Source organism: uncultured Paracoccus sp., from assembly GCF_945915435.1.
Classification (GTDB): domain Bacteria; phylum Pseudomonadota; class Alphaproteobacteria; order Rhodobacterales; family Rhodobacteraceae; genus Paracoccus.
This window is the reverse complement of record NZ_CAMEFG010000004.1, coordinates 71328-92802: the sequence shown is the minus strand read 5'-3', so window position 1 is coordinate 92802 and position 21475 is coordinate 71328. Positions and strand designations below refer to the sequence as shown.

The following is a 21475-nucleotide window of genomic DNA, read 5'->3' as shown; positions in this document are numbered from 1 at the left end:
GTCGGTTGTTATTGTCCGTAGATCGAATGGGGCAGCCACATGGCGATTCCGGGGAAGGCGATGACCAGTCCCAGCGTCAGCAGCATGATCATCACGAAGGGAAAGACCGAGCGGTAGATCACCCCAAGCGTGAAGTCCCGCGGTGCCATCGCGCGCATCAGGAACAGGTTGTAGCCGAAGGGCGGCGTCAGATAGGCGATCTGGCAGGTGATCGTGTAGAGGATGCCATACCATACCAGGTCAAAGCCCAGGGTGCGCGCCATCGTGACATAGATCGGCGCGACGATCACCAGCATCGCGGTGTCGTCCAGGAACATCCCCAGGATCAGGAATGACGCCTGCATGATCAGCAGCACCTGCAAGGGGGTCAGTTGCATCTCGCCCAGGAACAGCCGCTCGATCGCGCGGCCCGCGCCAAGGCCGTCGAAGACCGCCCCGAAGCTGAGCGCGGCCATGATGATCAGCATGAACATGCAGGTGATCGCCAGCGTCTGGCGGGTCGCCACCTCGAACACCTGCCGGGTGAAGCGGCCCTTCACAACCGCCGCGATCACCGCCGAGACCGCGCCGATGACGCTGCTTTCGGTCAGCGAGGTCCAGCCCTTGACGAAGGGGATGATCATCGCGGCGAAGATGACGACCGGCAGGATGCCCGCGCGCAGCAGGCGGAAGCGTTGGGGCCATGTGATGGCCGCGCGTTCCTCGGGCGGCATCGGGGGCGCCAGCGAGGGGTTCAGCGCGGTGCGGATCAGGATATAGACGATGAACAGCGCCGCCATCAGCAGCCCCGGCCCGATCCCCGCCAGCCAGAGCTGGCTGACCGGCTGGCGCGCGATCAGCGAATACAGCACCAGCACGACCGAGGGCGGCAGCAGGATGCCAAGGCTGGACCCCGCCTGGATGACGCCCGAGATCATCGGCTTGTCGTATCGGTGCTTGACCAGTTCGGGCAGGGCGATGGTCGCGCCGATGGCCATGCCTGCCACCGACAGCCCGTTCATGGCCGAGATCATCACCATCAGCAGTACCGTGCCGATGGCCAGCCCGCCCGGCAGCGGCCCGAACCAGACGTGAAACATCCGATAGAGATCGTCCGCCAGCCGCGATTCCGACATGACATAGCCCATGAAGACGAACATCGGCAGCGTCAGCAGCGCGTTCCAGCGCATCACCTTCATCACCGCCGAAAAGCCCATGTCGGTGCCGCCCGGTCCCCACAGCAGAAGCGCCGCCACCACCGCGACGAAGCCGATGGCGCCAAAGACCCGCTGCCCCGTGATCATCATCAGCAGCATGGTCGAGAACATGAGGATGGCGATCCATTCGTAGCTCATCTGTTGACCTCGCCGGGGAAGGGGTGGGGGATCTCGACGCCGCGCAGGATGGCGATGTCGCGAAGCAGGTGGGCGATGGCTTGCAGGATCATCAGCGCAAAGCTGATCGTGATGACGATCTTGATCGGCCATAACGGCGGCCGCCATGCGCTTGGCGCGCGTTCGTTGATCCGCAGGCTGTAGGCGGTGCTGTCTACCGCCCCCCACAGCATCACGCCCAGATAGAAGAGCAGGCAGAAGATGGTGACGATGTCCCAGATCGCCTGTCGCCTGACCGGCAGGCGGGCATAGAACAGGTCCATCCGCACATTCGCGCCAAGCTGCATCGCATAGGGCGCGCCCAGCAGGTAATAGGCGACCAGCGTGAACTGCGCCATCTCCAGCGTCCACAGCGACGGCACCCGCATCACCTTGCTGAAGGACGACCACAGCAGGATGCCCATGATCACGAACAGCAGATACATGACGACGCGGCCAAGGCGGTAATTCAGCGCCTCGACGCCCCTGACGTAGCATATCGTCCATTTCGGCATCACAGACACTCCTTCACGGCGGCAAGGATCGCCGGGGCCAGCCGGTCGGCCATGTCCCGCTGCGCCTGCGGGGTGGCGATCAGGTCGTTGCGGATTTCCAGCATCGCATGGGCCAGCCCAAGGGGCGTGGCGTGCAAGGCCAGCGTATGCGCCACCCCGTCGGCGGCGCTGTAGGGGTCGTTCAGCCGGCTCAGCAGGCCGGTGTCGCGGGCCAGGATCGCGCGGGCCAGCCGGTCGTCGGCGTCGTGGATGATGCCGAACTCGACCTCGCGTCGGGCGCCGAAATAGACGGGGGTAAAGCTGTGGACGGTGATCAGCGCGGTCGGCCTGCCACCGGCCAGCCTGCGGGCCAGCAGGGAAAACAGTGCCGCGTGAAAGGGGACGTAATGCGCCGCAGTCCGGCCCTGCCGCTGTGTCGCGGTCAGGTGGCGGTTGCCGGGGACATCGTGCGATTCGCTGCGCGTGGGCATTGCGCCCGGCGAATCGGGGGGCCGGTTCAGGTCGTAGATCAGGCGCGAGGCGGTGGCGTGGATCAACACCGCGTCCATCGCGGCGGCCAGTCCCCGCGCCACGCCAAGCGCGCCGGGGTCCCATGCGATATGGGCGTGGCGTAACTCTGCACTCAGCCCAAGCGCATCGTCCGCCCCGCCGAGGTCGTTCGAGGCATGTTCGCAGACGATGACCGCATCACCGCGGCCTTCCACGTTCTCGACCCGGAAAAAGGATGCTTGATCGGACATGCCCACTCCTTCGACGTTCAGGTTGAAACAGCCGGGCCGGTTCTGTCAATTATTTTTCAGGATAGTTTTTTCCTGTTAAGATCGTTACGAACATGCTGCCAACAGGAGGGCTTCCGATTTCACGCGATGCTGACATTTCGGGCACGATCGAGGATCGCCTGTCGCAGCGATTCGGCGCCCTGACCCCGACCGAACGCCTGCTGGCCGGGCACCTGACGCGGAACTTTCCGGTCGCCGGGCTGGCCTCGATGACCTACCTGGCGAAAGAGGCGGGGGTGTCCACGCCCACCGTCCTGCGGCTGGTGCAGAAGCTGGGGTTTCGCGGCTATCCCGAGTTCCAGGCCCAGTTGCGCGACGAGATCGAGGCGCGGCTGGAATCGCCGCTGTCCAAGCACGCGCGCTGGACGGACGGGGTGCCGCAGACCCATATCCTCAACCGTTTCGCCGATGCCGTGCTGGCCAACCTGACGCGGACGCTTGGCCGGATCGACCACGCCGATTTCGACGCCTGCGCCCGGATGCTGGCCGATCCGCAGCGCCGGGTTCTGGTGACGGGCGGTCGGATCACCCATGCGCTGGCGGATTACCTGGTGACGCAACTGGGGATCGTGCGGCCGGGGGTGTCGGCGCTGCCCAGCCAGTCCAGCGCATGGCCCTCGGCCCTGCTGGAAATGCGGCCCGGCGATGTGCTGATCGTGTTCGACATCCGCCGTTACGAAAGCGCGACGCCGCAAATGGCCGAAATGGCGGTCGAGCAGGGCGCCGAGGTCGTGCTGATCACCGATCCCTGGATCAGCCCGATCGCGCCCCACGCCCGTTTCCGATTTGCCGCGCAGATCGAGGTGCCCTCGGCCTGGGACAGCAGTTCCGCGCTGCTGGTGCTGGTCGAAACCCTGCTGGCGGCGGTGCAGGAACTGAACTGGCCGCAGGCGCAGGACCGCATGACCCGGCTTGAGGCGCTTTACGAACGCGCCAGCCTGTTCCGGCGCGGCAAGGGCTGAGCCGCGCCCCTGCGCGTGGCGGTCGGGGCCGTGCGGTGGTCATGGCGACAGGTTCCGCCGATGCCGAATTGGTCGTTTACTCATCTGGACGAGGTGGATACCCTTGAAACATATTGTTCAATTTCTGATTCGGAGAGACCCGTGAGATCCCATACGGCCATCGTTTTCGCAGCATCCGCAGTTCTTCTGACCGCTTGCAGCGGGGGTGGCAGCAGTGGCAACGGCGGTCCGGGTGGCGGTGGTGGTCCGGTGCCCGACAGCTTGGCCGGGATGGTGTCTCACGGCGAAAGGATTGAAGACAGGATTGCGGCTCTGCAGTCGCACACCACCACGATGCCGACTAGCGGAACGGGCACTTATCGCGGCGTAGCAGGCTTTGTGGCAGGTGATGGGTTTGCCAGGCCAGCCATGTCCGAAGCCACTCTGGTTGCACAGGCTGAACTGACAGCAGACTTTGGCGCGAGGAATATATCGGGCGAACTCACCAATTTCCGCGACGATCAGAACCAGCGGATTGAGGGGAGCATGCAGATTCGAAACGGTACCGGCCTGCCCGGCGCCAATACTTACCATAATGCGGATGTGATGGGATCGCTCAACCTTGATGGGACGCCATCCCAAGTCAACGGGCGAATGGACACCCAATTCATTGGCTCGGACGCCGAACTGCTCAGAGGTAACTTCCGGAACCTCACGATTGGGGGTGAGAACTATCGGGGCGGCCTGGTTGCCGAAAGGTAGGGACGACACCGACATGGGCGGGCCGGGCGCGTTTCCCGTCCAGCCCGGTCATGCTGAAAGAGGTCGCGCGCTTGCGTTCCATCAGCCTGCTTGCCTGCCTGTGCCTGTGGTCACCCGCCGCCGGGGCGGAAAGCGTGATCCCTTTGCTTGTCGAGTTCGGAAACACGCGGTCCTTACTGTGGGGCATTCTTGAAGAAAGGCCGCGGGGCGCCGCCACCGCCGCATTTCGCCTGGCTGATCAGCTTGCCCTGAACCCCGACCGCGAAAGCCTGCCCTATCTTGTCGGGACCAGCCTGACCTTCGCGCCGGTGCTGAAATATGACCGCAATGTCAACAACGGCTTCAGGAACGGCACGATCCATATCTGGGGCCTGCCCTTTTCCGTGGAAGAAGCCCGGAAGGCGGTCACCATCGGGGGTGCCGTCTCGGGCGGGGTTTCGCTGGGTCTGGCCAAGGGCACCACGCTGACCCTGGGGGCGCGTTCGGAATATCAGCGCGCCATCGGCAAGAGGTTCGAGGTGTTCGACACCACCGGCTTCCTGAGCCTCGACCACACCACCCAGAACTGGACCTATCTGAACGCCACCTATCTCGTGAACGAGGAAAAGCGCGCGCTTGGCACCGGGAACGTCAAGATCGCCTCGTTCACCGCGGGCAAGCTTTTCGGACAGGGCGGAAGCCACCTGCACGATGTGTCCGGGACCTTCTCGCGTGTCCAGGACAATTCCACCTGGCAGAGCAGGGCGCGCGTGGACTGGACCGGAACCTTCGCAGGCCGCGGGGTGTTCAGGTTCGGCCTTGAGCGCGGGGAAACCATCGACGGCGTTTTGCTGCCCCGAACCATCGTCACGGGGTCTTACGCGAATATCATGCTGGGTGCGCCGACCACCCTGTCGGCCTATTACAGTGAAAGGGTGGGAGGCGATTTCTTCGATCCCACCCGGAAGGACGACATCTACAGGGTCGGGATCACGCGAAAGATCACGGACCGCGTCAGCCTCCACGGGTCCTACGAATACAAGGACTCGACCAATGACAGCTTCGACGAATCGGGCATCGACATCGGCTTCAGCGTGACGGGCTTTTCGTTCTAGCCAGGAACGACCGCGCCCATTGTTCAGGCGTGACCGCTGATGCCGCGCGCGACATGGGTGCCTGCGCGGGTTTCGGTCAGCGCCCCGTCCTGCATCACGACCTGCCCGCGCAGCATGGTCAGCACCGGCCAGCCGGTCAGTTCCATCCCCTCGTAGGGCGTATAATCCGCGCCGTCGTTCAGCATGGCATGGGTCAGGCGATGCTTTACCTCGGGGTCCCAGAGGGCGATATCGGCATCAGCGCCGACCGCGATCGTGCCCTTTTTCGGGTAAAGGCCGTAGATGCGGGCGTGGTTGGTCGCAGTCAGCGCCACGAAGCGGTTGATGTCGATGCGCCCCTTCATCACCCCTTCGGAAAACAGGATCGGCAGCCGCGCGCCCACGCCCGGAATGCCGTTCGGGACCCAGCGGAAACTGGTGCGGCCCTTCGGGGCCAGCTTGCCCTGCGGATCGTCGTAGCGGAACGGGCAATGGTCCGACGAAAACAGGTCGAACACGCCCTGTTGCAGCCCTTCCCAGCAGGCATCCTGGCTTTCGCGGTCGCGCGGCGGGGGCGAGCAGACGTATTTCGCCCCCTCCATGTTCAGCCCTTCCAGATCGTCCTCGGTCAGGGTCAGGTATTGGGTGCAGGTTTCGCCCAGGATCTTCAGGCCCTTCTGCCGGGCGCGGCGGATTTCCTCCATCGCCTCGCGGTTCGAGACGTGGACGACCATCAGCGGCACCTCGGACAGTTCGGCCAGCGAGATCGCGCGATATGTCGCCTCGCGCTCGGCGATGACGGGGCGGGACGTGGCGTGAAAGCGCGGCGCGGTCTTGCCCGCCTGCTCAAGCTGGTCGGTCAGGTAGCGGATGACGTCGTAATTCTCGGCATGGACCATGACGAGGGCGCGGGTCTCGCGCGCGACAGCCATCACCTTAAGCAGCTCCAGATCGCTGAGCGCCAGCCCTTCGTAGGTCATGAAGACCTTGAACGAGGTATAGCCCTCATGCACCAGCGCGGGCAGGTCCTGCCCCAGAACCTGATCGGTCGGGTCCGAGATGATGAGGTGGAAGGACACATCCGTATGGCAATTGCCCTCGGCCTTCGCATGATAGTCCTTCAGGCTTTCGCGCAGGGGCACGCCGCTTTCCTGAAGGCAGAAGGGCAGCACCGTCGTATTGCCGCCAAGCGCGGCGGAACGGGTGGCGCTTTCGAAATCGTCGGCCATCACGATCCCCTCGCCCGAAGGCTGCGAGATATGGACATGGCTGTCGATCCCGCCGGGCAGGACCCATTTGCCGGTCGCGTCGATCACCTGATCCGCCGTGCCGAGGTCGTGGCCAAGCGCGGCGATGCGCCCGTCGCGGATGCCGATATCGCAGTCGAACGTGTCCGAGGCGGTCGAGACGCGGCCGCCCGCGATGATCGTGTCGAAGCGCGTCATGCTGATTTCTCCTTCTTTCCTCGGGGCTTTTGCTCGGCGATTTCGGCAAAGGTGCGGATCATCGCCTCGCCCGTCAGGCGGTTGTGTTCTTGCAGCCGCTCGGCCAGGTCCAGCCGCGCGCGGGCGCGCAGGGCGATCATGATATGTTCGTGTTCCTGGTAAGAGGTGGCCAGCCGCTCGTCGAATTCGTTGACGGCAAAGCGGTAGCGCCAGATCTTCTGTTGCAGCGCCTCGTAGTTCTGCGCCAGCAGCGCGTTGCCGCTGGCCTGCGCCAGAAGCTGGTGGAAGGCATAGTTGAGCCGCGTATAGGCGTTCTGGTCGCGGCGGGCCAGCGCCTCGCCAAGCGCGTGGTGATGCTGCTCAAGCGCGGTCATGGCGGCATCATCGGCGCGCAGGGCGGCAAGGGCGCCGATCAGCCCCTCCAGCGCGCCCTTCAATTCGAAGATCGGGCCGATGGCGGTGACGTCAATGGGGGTGACGACCGCTCCGCGATTGGGGCGCAAGGTCACCAGCCCCTCGGCGGCCATGACCTTCAGCGCCTCGCGCAGCGGCGTGCGCGAGATGCCGAAGCGCGCGCAAAGCTGCGCCTCGGGGATGCGGCGGCCGGCGGCGAATTCGCCCTCCAGCAGGATGTTGCGCAACTGCCCGACGACCAGATCGTGCAGCGTGGCCGCGCTTTCCGGCGTCTCGGTTTCGGTTCCGACGGGTCGCAGCATGATCGGCGGGCCTCCCATTCTTGCCAATGCCCCCGATATGATCACCGGGACGGGACGGCGCGCAATCCGTCATCGTCCCCTGATGCGAACATCTGCCCGTAACCCGCCAGTTTCTGCATCGGCACGCCGGTCTCGCGCAGGCAACCCCACAGGGTGAAGGCCACCGAATCGAGGACCGGGATGCCGGTCTGCCGCTCAAGCTCGGGCGCGATCAGCGGGCCGCGCATGTTCGTGCAGACGATGGCGATGGCGTCGGGGCGGGCCTGCGCCACGTCGAGGCACATCTCGCGGATCTCGTTCTCGCTCACCTCGGCGAAGGAATGGTTGTCGGACCGCCCGCTGTGACGCTCGGCCACGGTCTCGATGCCGATGGCCGCGTAATTGGCGATGATGCGCTGCTGCACGTCCTGCGTGTAAGGCGTCACCAGCCCCAGCCGCTTCACCCCCATCCGGGCCAGCAGCGCGTTGAGGCTGAGAATCGCGCTGGTCGCGGGAATGCCCGTGCGTTCGGTGATCGCGGCGCAAAGCCGTTCGTCGGTGTCGAAACCCAGCCAGCTTGCCGAGGTGCCGTTCCAGGCGATGATCGCGGGCTTGGCATCGGCCAGCAGGTCCGCCGCCGCCAGGATCGGCTCAAGCGAGAACTGATCGTCGGAACTTTCGTCCAGTGCGATCTTGGTCACGCGGAAACGGCCGAAATGCACGGTCACGTCGGGAAACAATGGCCAGGCCATCGCGCTGGTATAGGGTTCCACGACCGTGTTCGAGGAAGGGGTGAGCATCGCAAGCCCGATCTGCCTGTTGTTTTGCATTCATTTTATCCGGGAAAATTCCTGTTCACGCGCAGGATAGGGCAGTTCTCGTTTTGAATGCAAGTCCGAGATGTGGGTTTCGTCTGCCTTTCGAATGGTCGAGGCGCTGGCGTGCATCTTATTAAATTGCTGTTTTGTAGATCATATTTTGAACTCCTTCCTGATGATGCGCGAGTTTTCAGCAGGATCGATCATTCTTTCTTGCAATGAAGATATGAATCCGCAACACTCGATCAAAACGGCTTTTACATCAAAATGAATGCAAAACAGGGAAGGATCGAAACATGAAACTGTCGCATACCCTTGCAGCCGCCGGCATGGCGCTGCTTGCAGGCGCCACCCTGGCCCCCGCCGATACGCCCCTGCGTGTCGCGGGCAATTTTTCGCAAAATGTCAGTCAGGTTGCCATCGAGCGCGCCTTTTTCGACGGTCTGGGCGAGGCGTCGGGCGTCGGCATCTCGATGAACTACAACCCGATGGATGTCGTCGGCGTGAAGGCCCCCGACGCCCTGCGGATGCTGCGCGGCGGATCGTTCGACGTGATGTCGGTGCAGATCGGCATGGCTTCGCGCGACGATCCGTTCTTCGAGGGGATCGACCTGATCGGCGTCGCCCCGGACATGGAGACGCTGCGCAAGGTCGTCGATGCCTATCGCGAGCCTTTCGATCAGCGCCTGCAAGAACGCTTCAACGCCAAGGTGCTGACGCTGTGGCCCTTCGGTCCGCAGGTGTTCTATTGCAACCATCCGCTGGAAAGCGCGGACGACCTGCGCGGGCTGAAGGTGCGGTCCTTCACCCCGTCCATGTCGGCGATGCTGGAAAGCTTCGGCGCGACCCCCGTGACCTTGCAACTGTCCGAGGTCTATCCTGCCCTGCAACGCGGCGTGGCCTCTTGCGGGGTCACTTCGCCCACTTCGGGCAATGCCGCCAACCTGCCCGAGGTGACGACCCATTACCTGCCGATGTCGGTCTCCGGCTCGGTTCAGGGGCATTTCATCAGCCTGGATGCCTGGAACCGTTTCTCGCCCGAGGAACAGGAAAAGCTGACGGCCGAATTCGCAAGGCTGGAAGAACAGATGTGGGATCTGGCCATCAACGCCAGCGCAGTCGCCGACGCCTGCAACACCGGGCAGGACGAATGCAAGGACTACCGCAAGTTCTCATTGCAGATGGTCGAAGTCACCGACGCCGACCGCGAGCGGCTGAAAGAGATCGCCGAAAGCACGGTCCTGCCGATCTGGAAACAGACCTGCAACGCCGTCGATCCCCAATGTTCGGAAATCTGGAACGAAACCGCCGGTGCCGCTGTCGGGCTGCGGATCGATTGACGCGACGGCGCGCCTTTTTGGGGCGCGCCCCTCAACAAGGGTCTTTCCCATGATTTCTGAAAATCCTCTCACGCGCGCGGTCAACCCTCTCGCCCGGTTTCTTGCCCTGATCGCGGGATACATGCTGCTGGGCGTGGCGCTGTTCGTCACGGCCGAGATCCTCGTGCGCCGCTTCTTCAACATCTCGCTGCAGGGCGGGGACGAGCTGGGCGGCTACATGCTGGCGATCCTGGCGGCCTTCGGCTTTTCCCATGCGCTGATCGAGCGCGCCCATACCCGCGTCGAGATCCTGATCGAGCGTGTCGGCCCGCGCATGCAAGCGATGCTGAACGTCTTTTCGGCATGGTGTATCGCGCTGATGGCCGCCTTCATGGCATGGCGCGCCTGGACGACCTTGATGGAAAGCGTCGAATACCGCTCACTTTCCGGCACGCCGCTGATGACGCCCCTGTGGCAACCGCAATCGCTGTGGTTCGCGGGGTTGCTGCTTTTCGCGGGAATCTCGCTGGCGGTGGCGGTCCATGCCACCCTGCTGATGCTGCGCGACCGGCGCAGGCTGAACCGCTTTTACGGCATCAAGACCCTTGAAGAGGTGATCGAAGAAGAAACCGCCACCCCTGAAACCGGCATGGAGGCCTTGGGCAAATGATCGGAGTTTTCGGAACCGCCGTCGGCTTTCTGATGATGCTGGGTCTGATGCTGACCGGGCTGCCGGTGGCAGTAGCGCTGTTTCTGACGGCTTTCGTCGGGGCATGGGCGTTTCTGGGCCTGCCCACGCTGCTCAGCTTCGGCAACCAGATGTGGAGCGGGCAGAACGACTTCATCCTGACCGCCATCCCGCTTTTCGTCTTTCTGGGTGAAATCCTCGTGCGTTCGGGCGTGACGGACGGGCTCTACCGCTGCCTTTCGGACTGGCTGCGGCGACTGCCGGGCGGGCTGCTGCATACCAATATCGGGGCCAGCACCTTCTTTTCCGCTGTCTCCGGCTCGTCGGTGGCGACGGCGGCCACCATCGGCACGGTGGCGATGCCGATCATGCGACAGCGCGGCTATGACGCGCGGCTGACCACGGGCTCCATCGCGGCGGGGGCGACGCTGGGCATCCTGCTGCCGCCCTCGATCAACATGATCATCTACGGCTCGATGACGAACACATCGATCGGACAGCTTTTCGCCGCCGGTGTCGTGCCGGGGCTGCTCTTGGCCGGGCTGTTCATGGCGCTGATCGCGGGGATCTGCATCCTGAAGCCCGAACTCGCCGGGCCGATGCTGCCTGCGCGGTCCTGGCCCGAAAAACTCGCAAGCCTGGTGGATATCATCCCCCCGATCCTGATCTTCCTGATCGTGATGGGGACGATCTATCTGGGTTGGGCGACGCCCACCGAGTCGGCGGCCATCGGTGTCACCTGCGCGCTTGGGGTCGCCATCGGCAAGCGGCGCTTTTCACTGCCGATGATGCATGAATGCATGGTCTCGACCGTGCGCATCTCGGCGATGATCCTGCTGATCATGGTGGCGGCGCATTTCCTGAACTTCGTGATCGGTGTGCTGGGCATTCCGCAGGCGCTGACGGGTTTCGTCGCGGATGTCGGCGCCGGACCTGTTCAGATCATCTTGTTGCTGGTGGTCTTTTACCTGGTCCTGGGCTGCTTCATGGAAACGCTGTCGATGATGATCGCCACGCTTCCCGTGGTCTTTCCGTTGGTCCTGCATCTGGGCATCGACCCGGTCTGGTTCGGCATCTTCCTGGTCGTGATGATGGAGATCGGGCTGATCACGCCCCCTATCGGCATGAACCTTTATGTGGTGCAGGGGGTCCGGGGGCACGGTTCGATCATGGACGTGATCTGGGGTGCGCTGCCCTTCGTGTTGCTGATGCTGGGTTTCGTGGGCCTGCTGATCATCTGGCCGCAGATGGCCCTGTGGCTGCCGCAGAAGCTGTTCTGAACAGGCCGATCACCTGGCCGCCCATGCCGCCGCGCCCTGCAAAACGGGCGCGGTGGTTGCCATTCGGGGCGCCGTTCCGGCCAAGGAAAAAGGGCAGCCTTGCGACTGCCCCCGGTCGGGTTGGCGGGGCACAGGCCCGCGTCGGATAGCTGGCTGGCTGTCTTGCAACCGATATACGCGCCGCCAATGGCCGGGTCAAGGGGCGATGCACAAAAAACCTTATATTATCAAATAGTTGACAAGTTCTCTAGGGTGTCTTCACCCGACTGTTTCGCTCGGGTTGCGCATCCGGCTGCGGGTTTCAGGCGGTCTGCGCTTGTCTCTGCCTGCCGGTTCTGGCAGCCTGCATGCACAATCGGCAAGCAAGGCTGTCCGCACCTCGGACGCCACGACAGCCAGCCCTTCCAGAGCCACAGCTTGAATGACGAGATTCGGAAGGAAGCGGATGAACATTCGCATGACAGAGACCGGGGATGAAACGTATCCGGCGCAGGCGGGCTGCCTGTTTTCCTTCGACGGCCCGCATGGCGCGCTGAAGGGGCAGGGGGGTGCGCGGCCTCTTCCCTCTGGCGGCGCCGACACGCTGGAATCGCGGCTGGCGGGCGCAAGCGGCATGATCGGTGGGGCGCTGCCCTTTTCGGACCGGGACGGGGATTGCCTCTGGCAGGCGGAAACGGTGCAGCCGGGGCCGCTGGCGCTGCAATCGGCGGGGCCCATGCCCGGCTTCGATGAAATACGGCCCGACCCCCCGGTGGACGATTTCGCGGCTGCCGTCGCGCGCGCCTTGCGGATCATGGCGGACGGCGCCGGGCAGCCGGATGCGCTGGCCAAGGTGGTGCTGTCGCGGACGCTGGCCCTGGCCGCCGACGCGCCCATTCCCGCGGAACTGGTGCTGGCGCGGCTGGCGCGGGACCGCAGCGTGACCACATTCGCCACGCGCCTGCCCGATTTGCCCGGACACACCGCCCCCCGGCTGCTGGTCGGCGCGACGCCCGAACTGCTGCTGCGCAAATCCGGGGCGCAGGTGCTGTCGCATCCGCTGGCAGGGTCGGCCCCGCGCAGCACCGATTCCGCCCGCGACCGCGCTGCGGCCGAGGGGCTGCTGCAATCGGACAAGAACCGGCGCGAACATGCGCTGGTGGTGGAATATATCCTCGACACGCTTGCGCCCTTCTGCACGGCCCTGGACTGCCCCGAGGGCACGGCGCTGACCCATACCGGCAGCATGTGGCACCTGGGCACGCGGATCGAGGGGCGGCTGCGCGATGCGGCGCTGCCCTCGATCCTGCTGGCCGCGCGGCTGCATCCGACGCCCGCCGTCTGCGGGTTGCCCGTGCGCCGCGCCCGCGACCTGATCGCCGAACTGGAGCCCGTCCCGCGCGGCTTCTATGCGGGCGCGGTGGGCTGGAACGACGCGCAGGGCGACGGCGCCTGGTTCGTGGCCATCCGCTGCGCCGAGATCTGCGGCGACATGGCGCGGCTGCATGCCGGGGCGGGGATCGTGCCCGGCTCGGACCCGCTGGCCGAGGCGGTCGAGACCGGCGCGAAATTCGGCGCGCTTCTGGACGCGCTCGGCCTGCCACGCGCGGCGGGCATGACCGGCATTTCCCCAGACTGAAGCCCCCAAAACCCAAGGACGACCCGATGGCCCTGCCGACGATCCCCGCCTATGACCCGCCCGCAGCCGCGCTGCCGAAATCCCGCGCCGCATGGGATTTGCAGCCGGACCGCGCGGCGCTGCTGGTCCATGACATGCAGCGTTATTTCTGCCGCCCCTTCGACGCCGGGGGCGAGCCGCTGGCGTCCGTGGTCCCGAATATCGCGCGGATCATTGCGGCGGCGCGGGCGGCGGGGCTGCCCGTCTTCTACACCGCGCAGCGCGGCGGCCAGTTCCGTCCCGACCGGGGCCTGCAGGCCGACCTCTGGGGACCGGGGATGAGCGCGACCCCGGAACACGAGGAAATCCTGCCCGCCCTTGCGCCACAGCCTGGCGATCATGTGCTGGTCAAGCACCGCTACAGCGCGTTTCAACGCTCGAACCTGGCGCATCTGATGCGGGCGCGGGGGCGCGACCAGTTGATCGTGACCGGCATCTATGCCCATATCGGCTGCCTCGCCACCGCCGCCGAAGCCTTTCAGCGCGACATCCAGCCCTTTGCGGTGGCCGATGCACAGGCCGATTTCGGGGCCGAACAGCACGCCCGCGCGATGGACTGGATCGCCGGTTGCTGCGGCGTGGTGATGGACACAGTGCAGGCGCTGGCCGCGCTTGGAGAAGGAGAGCGCGCATGAGGCTGACGGGTTTCCAGGACCGGCTGGCCATCGTCACCGGCGCGGCGGGCGGCATCGGGCAGGCGCTGGTTGCCGCGCTGCATGATGCCGGGGCGATCACCGTCGCCACCGACACGTCCGACGCCATCGCGGCGGGCGGATTTGCCGACAGCGAGCGGGTGATCTGGCAGCCGCTGGACGTGACGCAGGAGGCCGACGCCGTGGTCGCCGGGGCCGAGGCGCGCTTTGGTCCGCTGAGGCTGGGCGTCCATGCGGCGGGGGTGGTCTCGACCCTGCCGCTGCTCGAGGCAGGGGCGCAGGAATGGGACCGGGTGATCGGCATCAATGCGCGCGGCACCTTCAATGTCCTGACCGCATTCGGGCGGGCGATGGCGGCGCATGGCAAGGGCGGCTCGATCGTCACGGTCAGCTCCAACGCCGCCGGGATTCCGCGCATGAACATGGGGGTCTATGCGGCGTCAAAGGCGGCGGCGACGATGCTGACCCGCTGTCTGGGGCTGGAACTGGCCGCGCAGGGCATCCGCTGCAATATCGTCGCGCCCGGCTCGACCCTGACGCCGATGCAGACCGGCATGTGGCAGGACGAGACCGGCGCGGCGCGGGTGATCGCGGGCGACGGCGCCAGCTTCCGCGCCGGTATCCCGCTGGGGAAACTGGCCACGCCCCAGGATATCGCGGCGGCGGCCATGTATCTGCTGTCCGAACAGGCCGGGCATGTGACCATGACCGACCTCTATGTGGATGGCGGCGCGACGCTGCGCGGCTGAACGGCAACCGCCGCACCGGATGCGGCGGTCGGCCTTACCCTTAGAACGGGCTGTCGGGATAGTGGAACTGTTCGGCGTTTTCCGGCGTGATCAACTGGCTGCCGATGATGAAGCGCCCCTTCATCGGCGCGTTCGAGACGAAGTTCAGCGCCGTCATCTCGATGGCCGAGGAAATCAGCGCCGGCGGATAGGTCACGTTCACCGGCAGTTGCGGGTCGCCTTCCATGATGCGGCCGACGATCTCCTTCATGCCGGCGCCGCCGATCACCCACATCTCTTCCGTGCGGTTCGCGGCGGAAATCGCCTCAAGCACGCCGATGGCCATGTCGTCGTCGGCGGCCCATACCGCGTCGATTTCGGGGTATTTCGACAGGTAGTCCTGCATCACGGTAAAGGCGTCGTCGCGGTTCCAGTTGCCGTGTTGCATGTCGAGGATCTCGACGCCCGAGCCTTCAAGCGCGGCCTGGAAAGCCTCGACCCGCTCGTTGTCCAGCGTCGTCGGGATGCCGCGCAGCACGACGATCTTCGCGCCCTCGTCCAGATTGTCGGCGAAATATTCGCCCGCCACGCGGCCAAAGGCGGTGTTGTCGCCCGCGACATAGAGGTCTTCAATGCCGTCCTGCGACAACCCGCGATCCACCACGGTCACGAACTTGCCCGCATCCTTGACGGCGGCGACGGGGGCGGTCAGCGGCTCGGATTCGAAGGGCAGGACCACCAGCGCGTCGATGTTGCGGGTGGCCATCATGTCCTCGATATCGTTGACCTGCCGGGCCGGATCGCTTGCCGTGGACAGCACGAATTCGATATTCGGATAGGTCTCGCCCAGCCGTCTGATCGTATCCTGCGCGTGCCAGTTCAGCCCGCCCATGAACCCATGCGTGGCCGAAGGGATCGACACGCCGATCACGGTCCGGTCATCCTGCGCCACGGCGGCGCTGCCCATGCCCATCGCCGCCACCAGCGCGGCGGCTTTCATCAGGCTTCTGCGTTTCATCATTTCTTCCTCCCTTTACCGCTCCTCGGCGGTGCGTTTCTCTCGTTGCAGGACGACTGCAAGCACGATGATGACCCCCTGGATGGCCCCGTTCAGATAGGGGCTGACCAGATCGGCCAGATTCAGGATATTGTCGATCATGGACAGGATCAGCACGCCGACGACCGTGCCCCAGACCCGCCCGCGCCCGCCCTTCAGCGCGGTGCCGCCGATGATGACGGCGGCAATCGCCTCAAGCTCCCACAAGACCCCCGTGGATCCCGAGGCCGAGCCGAGGCGCGGGACGTAAAGCACCACCGCCAGCCCCACCAGCATCCCCAGCAGCAGATAGGTCATCAGCCTGACCCGCCCCACGTCGATCGCCGAATAGCGCGCCACCCGGTCGTTCGAGCCGATGGCCTCGACATGGCGGCCGAAACGGGAATGGCGCATCATCCATTCGCCAAGCAGCGCGACCACCGCAAAGGCGATGATCGGCCATGTGATCCAGCCGATGCCGCCGTAATAGACCGGGCGGTAAAGCGTGCGCAGCCCGTATTCCAGCGACAACGTGCCGCCGTCGGCCAGCCATGTCACAAGGCTGCGGAAGATGCCCATCGTGCCAAGGGTGACGATGAAAGGCTCGATCCGCGCCTTGGTGACAAGCGCGCCGTTCAGGTATCCCGCGATCAGCCCACCCGTCAGCGCGACCGCCATGCCTATCAGGATCGTGCCCCAGTTCGGCCCCAGATAGGGCAGGACGGTGTTCATCGCGATGATCGCGATCCCCGCAAGGAACGCTGCCATCGAGCCGACCGAGAGGTCCAGCCCGCCCGCCGTGATCACGAAGGTCATGCCCACCGCGATCATGCCGATGAAGGCGGATCGCGCCAGCACATTGGTGATGTTCGCGGGCGCCAGAAAGGCCGGGTTCAGCAGCGCCCCCAATATGATCAGCGCGATCAGGGCGATGATGGGTCCAAGCGTATGCAGGTCCAGATGTTTCATGCGGCCTCTCCGCCCGGTTCGTTGCCGACGCCCATTGCAAGGCGCACGATGTTTTCCTCGGTCATGGTGGGGCCGAGGACTTCCCCGGCCAGCCGCCCCTCGCGCATCACCAGCACGCGATCCGAAAGGCCGATCACCTCGGTCATTTCGCTGCTGATGACGATGACGCTGCGTCCTTCGTCCGCCAGCTTGCGGATGAAGGCGTAGATCTGGCGTTTCGTGCCCACGTCGATGCCCCGCGTCGGCTCGTCTATGATGATGATGCGGGGGTCGGGCAGCATGGTCTTGGCCAAGAGCAGCTTCTGCTGGTTGCCGCCGGACAGCTTTCCCGCAACCATGTCGCGGCGGGGCGCGCGGATGTCGAAATCCTGCGTGGCGCGGTCCAGCGCGGCATCCTCGGCGCGCGTGTCCAGCCGCCAGGTGCCGAAGCGTTCCAGCGTCGCCAGCGTCAGGTTCTGGCGCAGACCCTTTTCCAGCAGAAGCCCGGCTTCCTTGCGGTCCTCGGTCAGATAGGCAAGGCCCGCGGCAAAGGCGTCGCGCAGGTCGCGGATGCGGACCGGCTGGCCGTTCACGCGTATCTTGCCGGTCGCGGCGCGCAGGCCCACCAGCCCCTCGGCCAGTTCGGTGCGCCCCGAGCCGACCAGCCCGGCGATGCCCAGAACCTCGCCCCGGCGCAGGGTCAGGCTGACATCGCGCACCCGGCCCGGCACGGACAGGCCCCGGACCTCAAGCGCCGGTTCGCTGCCGGGGTTGCCCTTGGGGGGATAGAAATCCTGCAATTCGCGGCCCACCATCGCGGTGGCCATGCCGTCCTCGGTCAACTCGCCGCGCAGGGCATGACGCACGACGCGGCCATCGCGCAGGACGGTGATGCGGTCGGCCAGATGCGCCACCTCGTCCAGCCGGTGCGAGCAATAGAGGATCGCCACCCCCTCGGCCCGCAGCCGGTCGATCTGTTCGTAAAGCGTGCCGACCTCGCGATGGGTCAGCACGGCGCTGGGTTCGTCCATGATCAGCACGCGCACCTTGCGCGACAGGGCCTTGGCGATCTCGACCATCTGGCGGTCGGGCACCGACAACTCGCGGATGCGCGCCTGCGGGTCGATGCGGCAATGCAGCCGTTCCATCAGCGCGATGGTCTGCGCCCGCATGGCCGCGTGATCCAGCCGCCAGCCGCCCGGCTCGCGGCCAAGGAAGATATTGGCGGCCACGGTCAGGTCGGGGGCGAGGTTGAATTCCTGATGGATGACCACGATGCCCGCCGCCTCGGCCTGCGGCCCGCTGGTAAAGCGGTGGGGCTGGCCGTCCAGCAGCACCTCGCCCGATGTCGGGTCGAGATAGCCGCCGAGCAGCTTCATGATGGTCGATTTCCCGGCGCCGTTCTCGCCGATCAGGGCGTGGACCTCGCCCGGTTCAAGCGCCAGATCGACGCCGTGCAGCACCTGAATGGGGCCGAAGCTTTTCGAGACGTTTTTCAGCGCCAGCACGGTCATGGCGTCACCGGGATCCATGCGCCGTCGCGGTCGGCAGATTGCTTGGCGGCGGCGATGAAACCCATGCCAGAGAGGCCGTCGGCCAGCCCCGGCACGCGGCCCGCGTGGGTGTCGTCGCCCCGGATGATCGCGGCCACATCGCTGTAAAGATTGGCGAAACACTCCAGATAGCCCTCGGGATGGCCGGGGGGCGTGCGGAACGAAGCCGAGCGATCCTGCGCCCGCGTCAGGATCTGCGCCGGGCCGTCCTTGGGCGTCAGGAGCAGCCGCTCGCTGTCCTGCAAGCGCCATTCCAGCGCGGCCTTCGTGCCGAAGATACGCAGCGAGACGCCGTTTTCCTGCCCGACCGCGACCTGGCTGGCCCAAAGCCCGCCTTTCGCGCCGCTGGTATAGCGCAGCGCCACCCGCGCGTCGTCATCGACGGGACGCCCCGGCACCATGCTGGACAGGTCGGCCGAGATATGGCTGGGCACCTGCCCGGTCACGAAACTGGCCAACTGCCAGGCATGGGTGCCGATATCGCCCAACGCGCCCGCGCCCGCCCGCGCCGGATCGGTGCGCCATTCGGCTTGCTTGCCCTGGGTTTCATCGGCCAGCCAGCCTTGCAGATATTCGGCCTGCACGATGCGGATGTCGCCAAGCGCGCCCTCGGCGACCAGCGCGCGGGCCTCGCGCACCATCGGCAGGGCAGAGTAGTTATGCGTCAGGAAGAAACGCGCGCGGCTGTCCGCCGCCGCGTCGGCAATCCGGGCGGCCTGCTGCGGCGTAGCAGTCAGCGGCTTGTCGCAGATCACATGAATGCCCGCGCGCAGGAAGGCCACCGCCGGATCGGCGTGCATGTGGTTGGGGGTGACGATGCTGACGGCCTCGATCCCGTCTTCGCGCGCGGCCTCGGCCTGCGCCATCGCGTTGAAGTCGTCGTAAGAGCGGATACCCAGTTCCCCGGCGCTGGTCCGCGCGCGGTCGGGGTCGCTGCTCAGCGCGCCCGCGACAAGCTGGAAATGCCCGTCCATGCGCGCGGCAATGCGGTGGATCGCGCCGATGAAGGCGCCGCTGCCGCCGCCGACCATGCCAAGGCGGATCGGCCTCATAGCCCCAGCGCCTTGTCGATGGCGGCGCGGTCCGGGCGGCTTGCCGCGAAATCGTCGAAGGCATGCGGCGTCACGCGGATGATGTGGTCGCGCACGAAAGCCGCACCCTCGCGCGCGCCGTCCTCGGGGTGTTTCAGCGCGCATTCCCATTCGACCACCGCCCAGCCGTCGAATCCATATTGCGTCAGCTTGGAAAACACCGTGCCGAAATCCACCTGCCCGTCGCCGGGGCTGCGGAAGCGTCCGGCGCGGTCGGTCCAGTTCTGGAACCCGCCATAGACGCCCTGCCGGCCCGAGGGGCGGAACTCGGCATCCTTGACGTGGAACATGCGGATGCGGTCGTGGTAGATGTCGATGTTCTGCAAGTAATCAAGCTGTTGCAGGATATAGTGCGACGGGTCGTAAAGCATGTTCGCGCGGGCATGGCCGCCCACGCGGTCCAGGAACATCTCGAACGTCACGCCGTCATGCAGGTCTTCGCCCGGATGGATCTCATAGCAGATGTCGATGCCGTTTTCCTCGGCCAGGTCCAGCAAGGGGCGCCAACGCGCCGCCAGCGTGTCGAAGGCGGTCTCGACCAGCCCCGGCGCGCGCTGCGGCCAGGGGTAGAGGTAAGGCCAGGCCAGCGCGCCCGAAAACGTCGCCATCGCCCCCAAGCCCAGCAGGCGGCTGAGGCGAATCGCCTTGCCGACCTGATCCACCGCCCATTCCTGCCGCGCGCGGGGATTGCCGCGCAGCCCCGCAGGCGCAAAGGCGTCGAAACCCGCGTCATAGGCCGGATGCACGGCGATCAACTGGCCTTGCAGATGGGCCGACAACTCGGTCACCGCGACGCCGTTCGCGGCGGCGATGCCCAGAAACTCGTCGCGATAATCCTGCGAATCCAGTGCCCGGTCCAGATCGAGGATGCGCGGATCGCCGGTCGGAACCTGCACGCCCTTGTAACCGCAATCGGCGGCCCAGCGGGTGATGCCGTCCCACGTATCGAAGGGCGCCTCGGCCCCGATGAACTGCGCCAGAAACAGCGCAGGACCCTTGATGGTTCGCATGATCGTCCTCTCTCCTCATGCCTAGGCTGCACTGGGTTGCAATCGATTGCAAGACCCGGTTTGCGGGCTTGTCGCGTCACCTGCCGCGCATTAGGGTCGCGGGCATGGAAAAGCCGTCCCTGCGGGTCAGATTGTCGGATGTGGCGCGGCGGGCGGGGGTCTCGGCCTCGACCGTCAGCCGGGTGCTGTCGCATCCCGACGTCGTGGCCGATGCCACCCGCAACGCGGTGATGCGCGCGGTCGAGGAAACCGGCTACCGGATGAACCACGCCGCCCGGAACCTGCGCAAGGGCCGCACCGGCGCGGTGGTGGCGCTGGTGCCGAACCTGGGCAATCCGTTCTTCGCCAAGATACTGGACGGCATCCGGCGCGAACTGGCCGGGGCGGGCTACGACCTGCTGGTGGCCGATACGCTGGACGGGCAGGGGCGGCACACCGCGCTGCGCCGCTTTCTGGACCCTTCGCGCGCCGACGGGATCATCCTGCTGGACGGGCTTGTCCCGCAGGACGGGCTGGACGCGCCCGGCCAGCCGCCGGTCATCACCGCCTGCGAATGGATCGAGGGCGCGACGCTGCCGCGCGTCATGCTGGACAATGCCCAAGGCGCGCGGCTTGCCGTGACCCATCTGCGCGAGGCAGGCCACGGCCATATCGGCCTGATCGGCGGCCCGCCCCCCAACGTGCTGCACAAGGACCGGATGCGTGGCGCGCGGGACGCGGCGCAGGGGCTGCGCCTGACCCTGTTTCCCGGCGATTTCACGCTGGCGGCGGGGCAGGCGGCGGCGGATCTCTGGGCGGAACTGCCCACCGGGGACCGCCCGACCGGCATCTTCGCCTTTTCCGATGAAATGGCCTGCGCCTTTCTGTCCACCTTGCAGCGGCGCGGCTTCACGGTGCCGCGCGACCTGTCGCTGATCGGCTTCGACGATATCGAACTGGCCTCGCATCTTGCGCCCGCGCTGACGACGATCCGCCAGCCCAAGCGGGACCTGGGCCAGAGTGCCGCGCGCGTCATCCTGGACCGGATCGAGGGGCAGACGGTCGCCCCCGTCACCCTGCTGGAGCCGCAACTGATGCGGCGCGAAACGGTGGCGCCCCCGCCCGGCCGTGGGTAAGGGCGCCCGGTGCCTGC

The 21475-nt window shown here is 65.8% G+C and carries 21 protein-coding genes; 10 read left to right on the top strand and 11 right to left on the bottom strand.

The genetic code is table 11. From position 1 onward, the window contains the following. Window positions 1–8 precede the first annotated feature (8 nt). Genes Q0O97_RS02665 through Q0O97_RS02655 form a run of 3 tightly spaced genes read right to left on the bottom strand, consistent with a single transcriptional unit; the run spans window position 9 to window position 2607 of the window. A complete protein-coding gene (locus Q0O97_RS02665) occupies window positions 9–1334 on the bottom strand; it encodes a TRAP transporter large permease subunit (RefSeq protein ID WP_294924462.1) in 1326 nt (441 codons plus the stop codon). After that, entirely contained in the window at window positions 1331–1867 is a 537-nt protein-coding gene (locus Q0O97_RS02660; RefSeq protein WP_294924459.1) for a TRAP transporter small permease subunit, read from the bottom strand. Before Q0O97_RS02660 ends, Q0O97_RS02665 begins: the two co-directional genes overlap by 4 nt. Next, window positions 1867–2607 (bottom strand): N-formylglutamate amidohydrolase, encoded by a 741-nt coding sequence (locus Q0O97_RS02655; RefSeq protein ID WP_294924456.1) that lies wholly within the window; start codon window positions 2605–2607, stop codon window positions 1867–1869. Before Q0O97_RS02655 ends, Q0O97_RS02660 begins: the two co-directional genes overlap by 1 nt. A gap of 92 nt (window positions 2608–2699) precedes the next feature. On the opposite strand from Q0O97_RS02655, the gene Q0O97_RS02650 reads away from it, so the two are divergent. The 3 genes from Q0O97_RS02650 to Q0O97_RS02640 all read left to right on the top strand — a co-directional run bounded on the left by Q0O97_RS02650 (window position 2700) and on the right by Q0O97_RS02640 (window position 5443). After that, window positions 2700–3608 carry a MurR/RpiR family transcriptional regulator gene (locus Q0O97_RS02650; RefSeq protein WP_294924453.1) on the top strand — a complete coding sequence of 303 codons (909 nt, stop codon included), beginning with the start codon at window positions 2700–2702 and terminating at the stop codon, window positions 3606–3608. Between the two features lie 60 nt (window positions 3609–3668). Next, on the top strand, window positions 3669–4349 hold the full coding sequence (locus Q0O97_RS02645; protein WP_294924450.1) for a transferrin-binding protein-like solute binding protein: 681 nt from the start codon (window positions 3669–3671) through the stop codon (window positions 4347–4349). A 71-nt stretch (window positions 4350–4420) separates the two neighbouring features. Next, window positions 4421–5443: a hypothetical protein gene (locus Q0O97_RS02640; protein ID WP_294924447.1), complete on the top strand. Its 1023-nt coding sequence runs from the start codon at window positions 4421–4423 to the stop codon at window positions 5441–5443. Window positions 5444–5466: 23 nt separating this feature from the next. Here the strand turns inward: Q0O97_RS02640 and hydA are convergent, their stop codons facing one another. From hydA to Q0O97_RS02625, 3 genes are read right to left on the bottom strand one after another with little or no spacing between them, the layout of a single operon-like run. Continuing rightward, window positions 5467–6867, bottom strand: a complete 1401-nt coding sequence (gene hydA, locus Q0O97_RS02635; protein WP_294924444.1) for a dihydropyrimidinase — start codon at window positions 6865–6867, stop codon at window positions 5467–5469. Then, window positions 6864–7583 (bottom strand): GntR family transcriptional regulator, encoded by a 720-nt coding sequence (locus Q0O97_RS02630; RefSeq protein WP_294924441.1) that lies wholly within the window; start codon window positions 7581–7583, stop codon window positions 6864–6866. The genes hydA and Q0O97_RS02630 overlap by 4 nt, the downstream gene beginning before the upstream one ends. Window positions 7584–7624: 41 nt before the next feature. Next, window positions 7625–8392 carry an aspartate/glutamate racemase family protein gene (locus Q0O97_RS02625; protein WP_294924438.1) on the bottom strand — a complete coding sequence of 256 codons (768 nt, stop codon included), beginning with the start codon at window positions 8390–8392 and terminating at the stop codon, window positions 7625–7627. A 284-nt stretch (window positions 8393–8676) separates the two neighbouring features. On the opposite strand from Q0O97_RS02625, the gene Q0O97_RS02620 reads away from it, so the two are divergent. The 6 genes from Q0O97_RS02620 to Q0O97_RS02595 all read left to right on the top strand — a co-directional run bounded on the left by Q0O97_RS02620 (window position 8677) and on the right by Q0O97_RS02595 (window position 14726). Next, window positions 8677–9720, top strand: a complete 1044-nt coding sequence (locus tag Q0O97_RS02620; RefSeq protein ID WP_294924435.1) for a TRAP transporter substrate-binding protein — start codon at window positions 8677–8679, stop codon at window positions 9718–9720. A gap of 49 nt (window positions 9721–9769) precedes the next feature. After that, window positions 9770–10369: a TRAP transporter small permease gene (locus Q0O97_RS02615; protein WP_294924433.1), complete on the top strand. Its 600-nt coding sequence runs from the start codon at window positions 9770–9772 to the stop codon at window positions 10367–10369. After that, window positions 10366–11667: a TRAP transporter large permease gene (locus Q0O97_RS02610; RefSeq protein WP_294924430.1), complete on the top strand. Its 1302-nt coding sequence runs from the start codon at window positions 10366–10368 to the stop codon at window positions 11665–11667. Before Q0O97_RS02615 ends, Q0O97_RS02610 begins: the two co-directional genes overlap by 4 nt. Before the next feature lie 457 nt (window positions 11668–12124). Continuing rightward, window positions 12125–13285: an isochorismate synthase gene (locus tag Q0O97_RS02605; RefSeq protein WP_294924427.1), complete on the top strand. Its 1161-nt coding sequence runs from the start codon at window positions 12125–12127 to the stop codon at window positions 13283–13285. Window positions 13286–13311: 26 nt separating this feature from the next. Further along, window positions 13312–13959, top strand: coding sequence for an isochorismatase family protein (locus Q0O97_RS02600; protein WP_294924424.1), 648 nt, complete (start codon window positions 13312–13314; stop codon window positions 13957–13959). Next, complete coding sequence (locus Q0O97_RS02595) at window positions 13956–14726, top strand: SDR family oxidoreductase (RefSeq protein WP_294924421.1); 771 nt, start codon at window positions 13956–13958, stop codon at window positions 14724–14726. Before Q0O97_RS02600 ends, Q0O97_RS02595 begins: the two co-directional genes overlap by 4 nt. A 40-nt stretch (window positions 14727–14766) precedes the next feature. On the opposite strand, the gene Q0O97_RS02590 is transcribed toward Q0O97_RS02595, so the two are convergent. From Q0O97_RS02590 to Q0O97_RS02570, 5 genes are read right to left on the bottom strand one after another with little or no spacing between them, the layout of a single operon-like run. After that, on the bottom strand, window positions 14767–15723 hold the full coding sequence (locus tag Q0O97_RS02590; RefSeq protein WP_294924530.1) for an ABC transporter substrate-binding protein: 957 nt from the start codon (window positions 15721–15723) through the stop codon (window positions 14767–14769). Between the two features lie 15 nt (window positions 15724–15738). Continuing rightward, the gene (locus Q0O97_RS02585; RefSeq protein ID WP_294924418.1) at window positions 15739–16710 is read right to left on the bottom strand and encodes an ABC transporter permease; all 972 of its coding nucleotides are present in this window, start codon (window positions 16708–16710) and stop codon (window positions 15739–15741) included. Continuing rightward, window positions 16707–18203, bottom strand: a complete 1497-nt coding sequence (locus tag Q0O97_RS02580) for a sugar ABC transporter ATP-binding protein (RefSeq protein WP_294924527.1) — start codon at window positions 18201–18203, stop codon at window positions 16707–16709. Before Q0O97_RS02580 ends, Q0O97_RS02585 begins: the two co-directional genes overlap by 4 nt. Further along, on the bottom strand, window positions 18200–19294 hold the full coding sequence (locus tag Q0O97_RS02575) for a Gfo/Idh/MocA family oxidoreductase (RefSeq protein ID WP_294924415.1): 1095 nt from the start codon (window positions 19292–19294) through the stop codon (window positions 18200–18202). Before Q0O97_RS02575 ends, Q0O97_RS02580 begins: the two co-directional genes overlap by 4 nt. Further along, window positions 19291–20343, bottom strand: coding sequence for a sugar phosphate isomerase/epimerase (locus Q0O97_RS02570; protein ID WP_294924412.1), 1053 nt, complete (start codon window positions 20341–20343; stop codon window positions 19291–19293). The genes Q0O97_RS02575 and Q0O97_RS02570 overlap by 4 nt, the downstream gene beginning before the upstream one ends. A gap of 104 nt (window positions 20344–20447) precedes the next feature. On the opposite strand from Q0O97_RS02570, the gene Q0O97_RS02565 reads away from it, so the two are divergent. After that, the gene (locus Q0O97_RS02565; RefSeq protein WP_294924409.1) at window positions 20448–21458 is read left to right on the top strand and encodes a LacI family DNA-binding transcriptional regulator; all 1011 of its coding nucleotides are present in this window, start codon (window positions 20448–20450) and stop codon (window positions 21456–21458) included. Window positions 21459–21475: the final 17 nt, after the last annotated feature.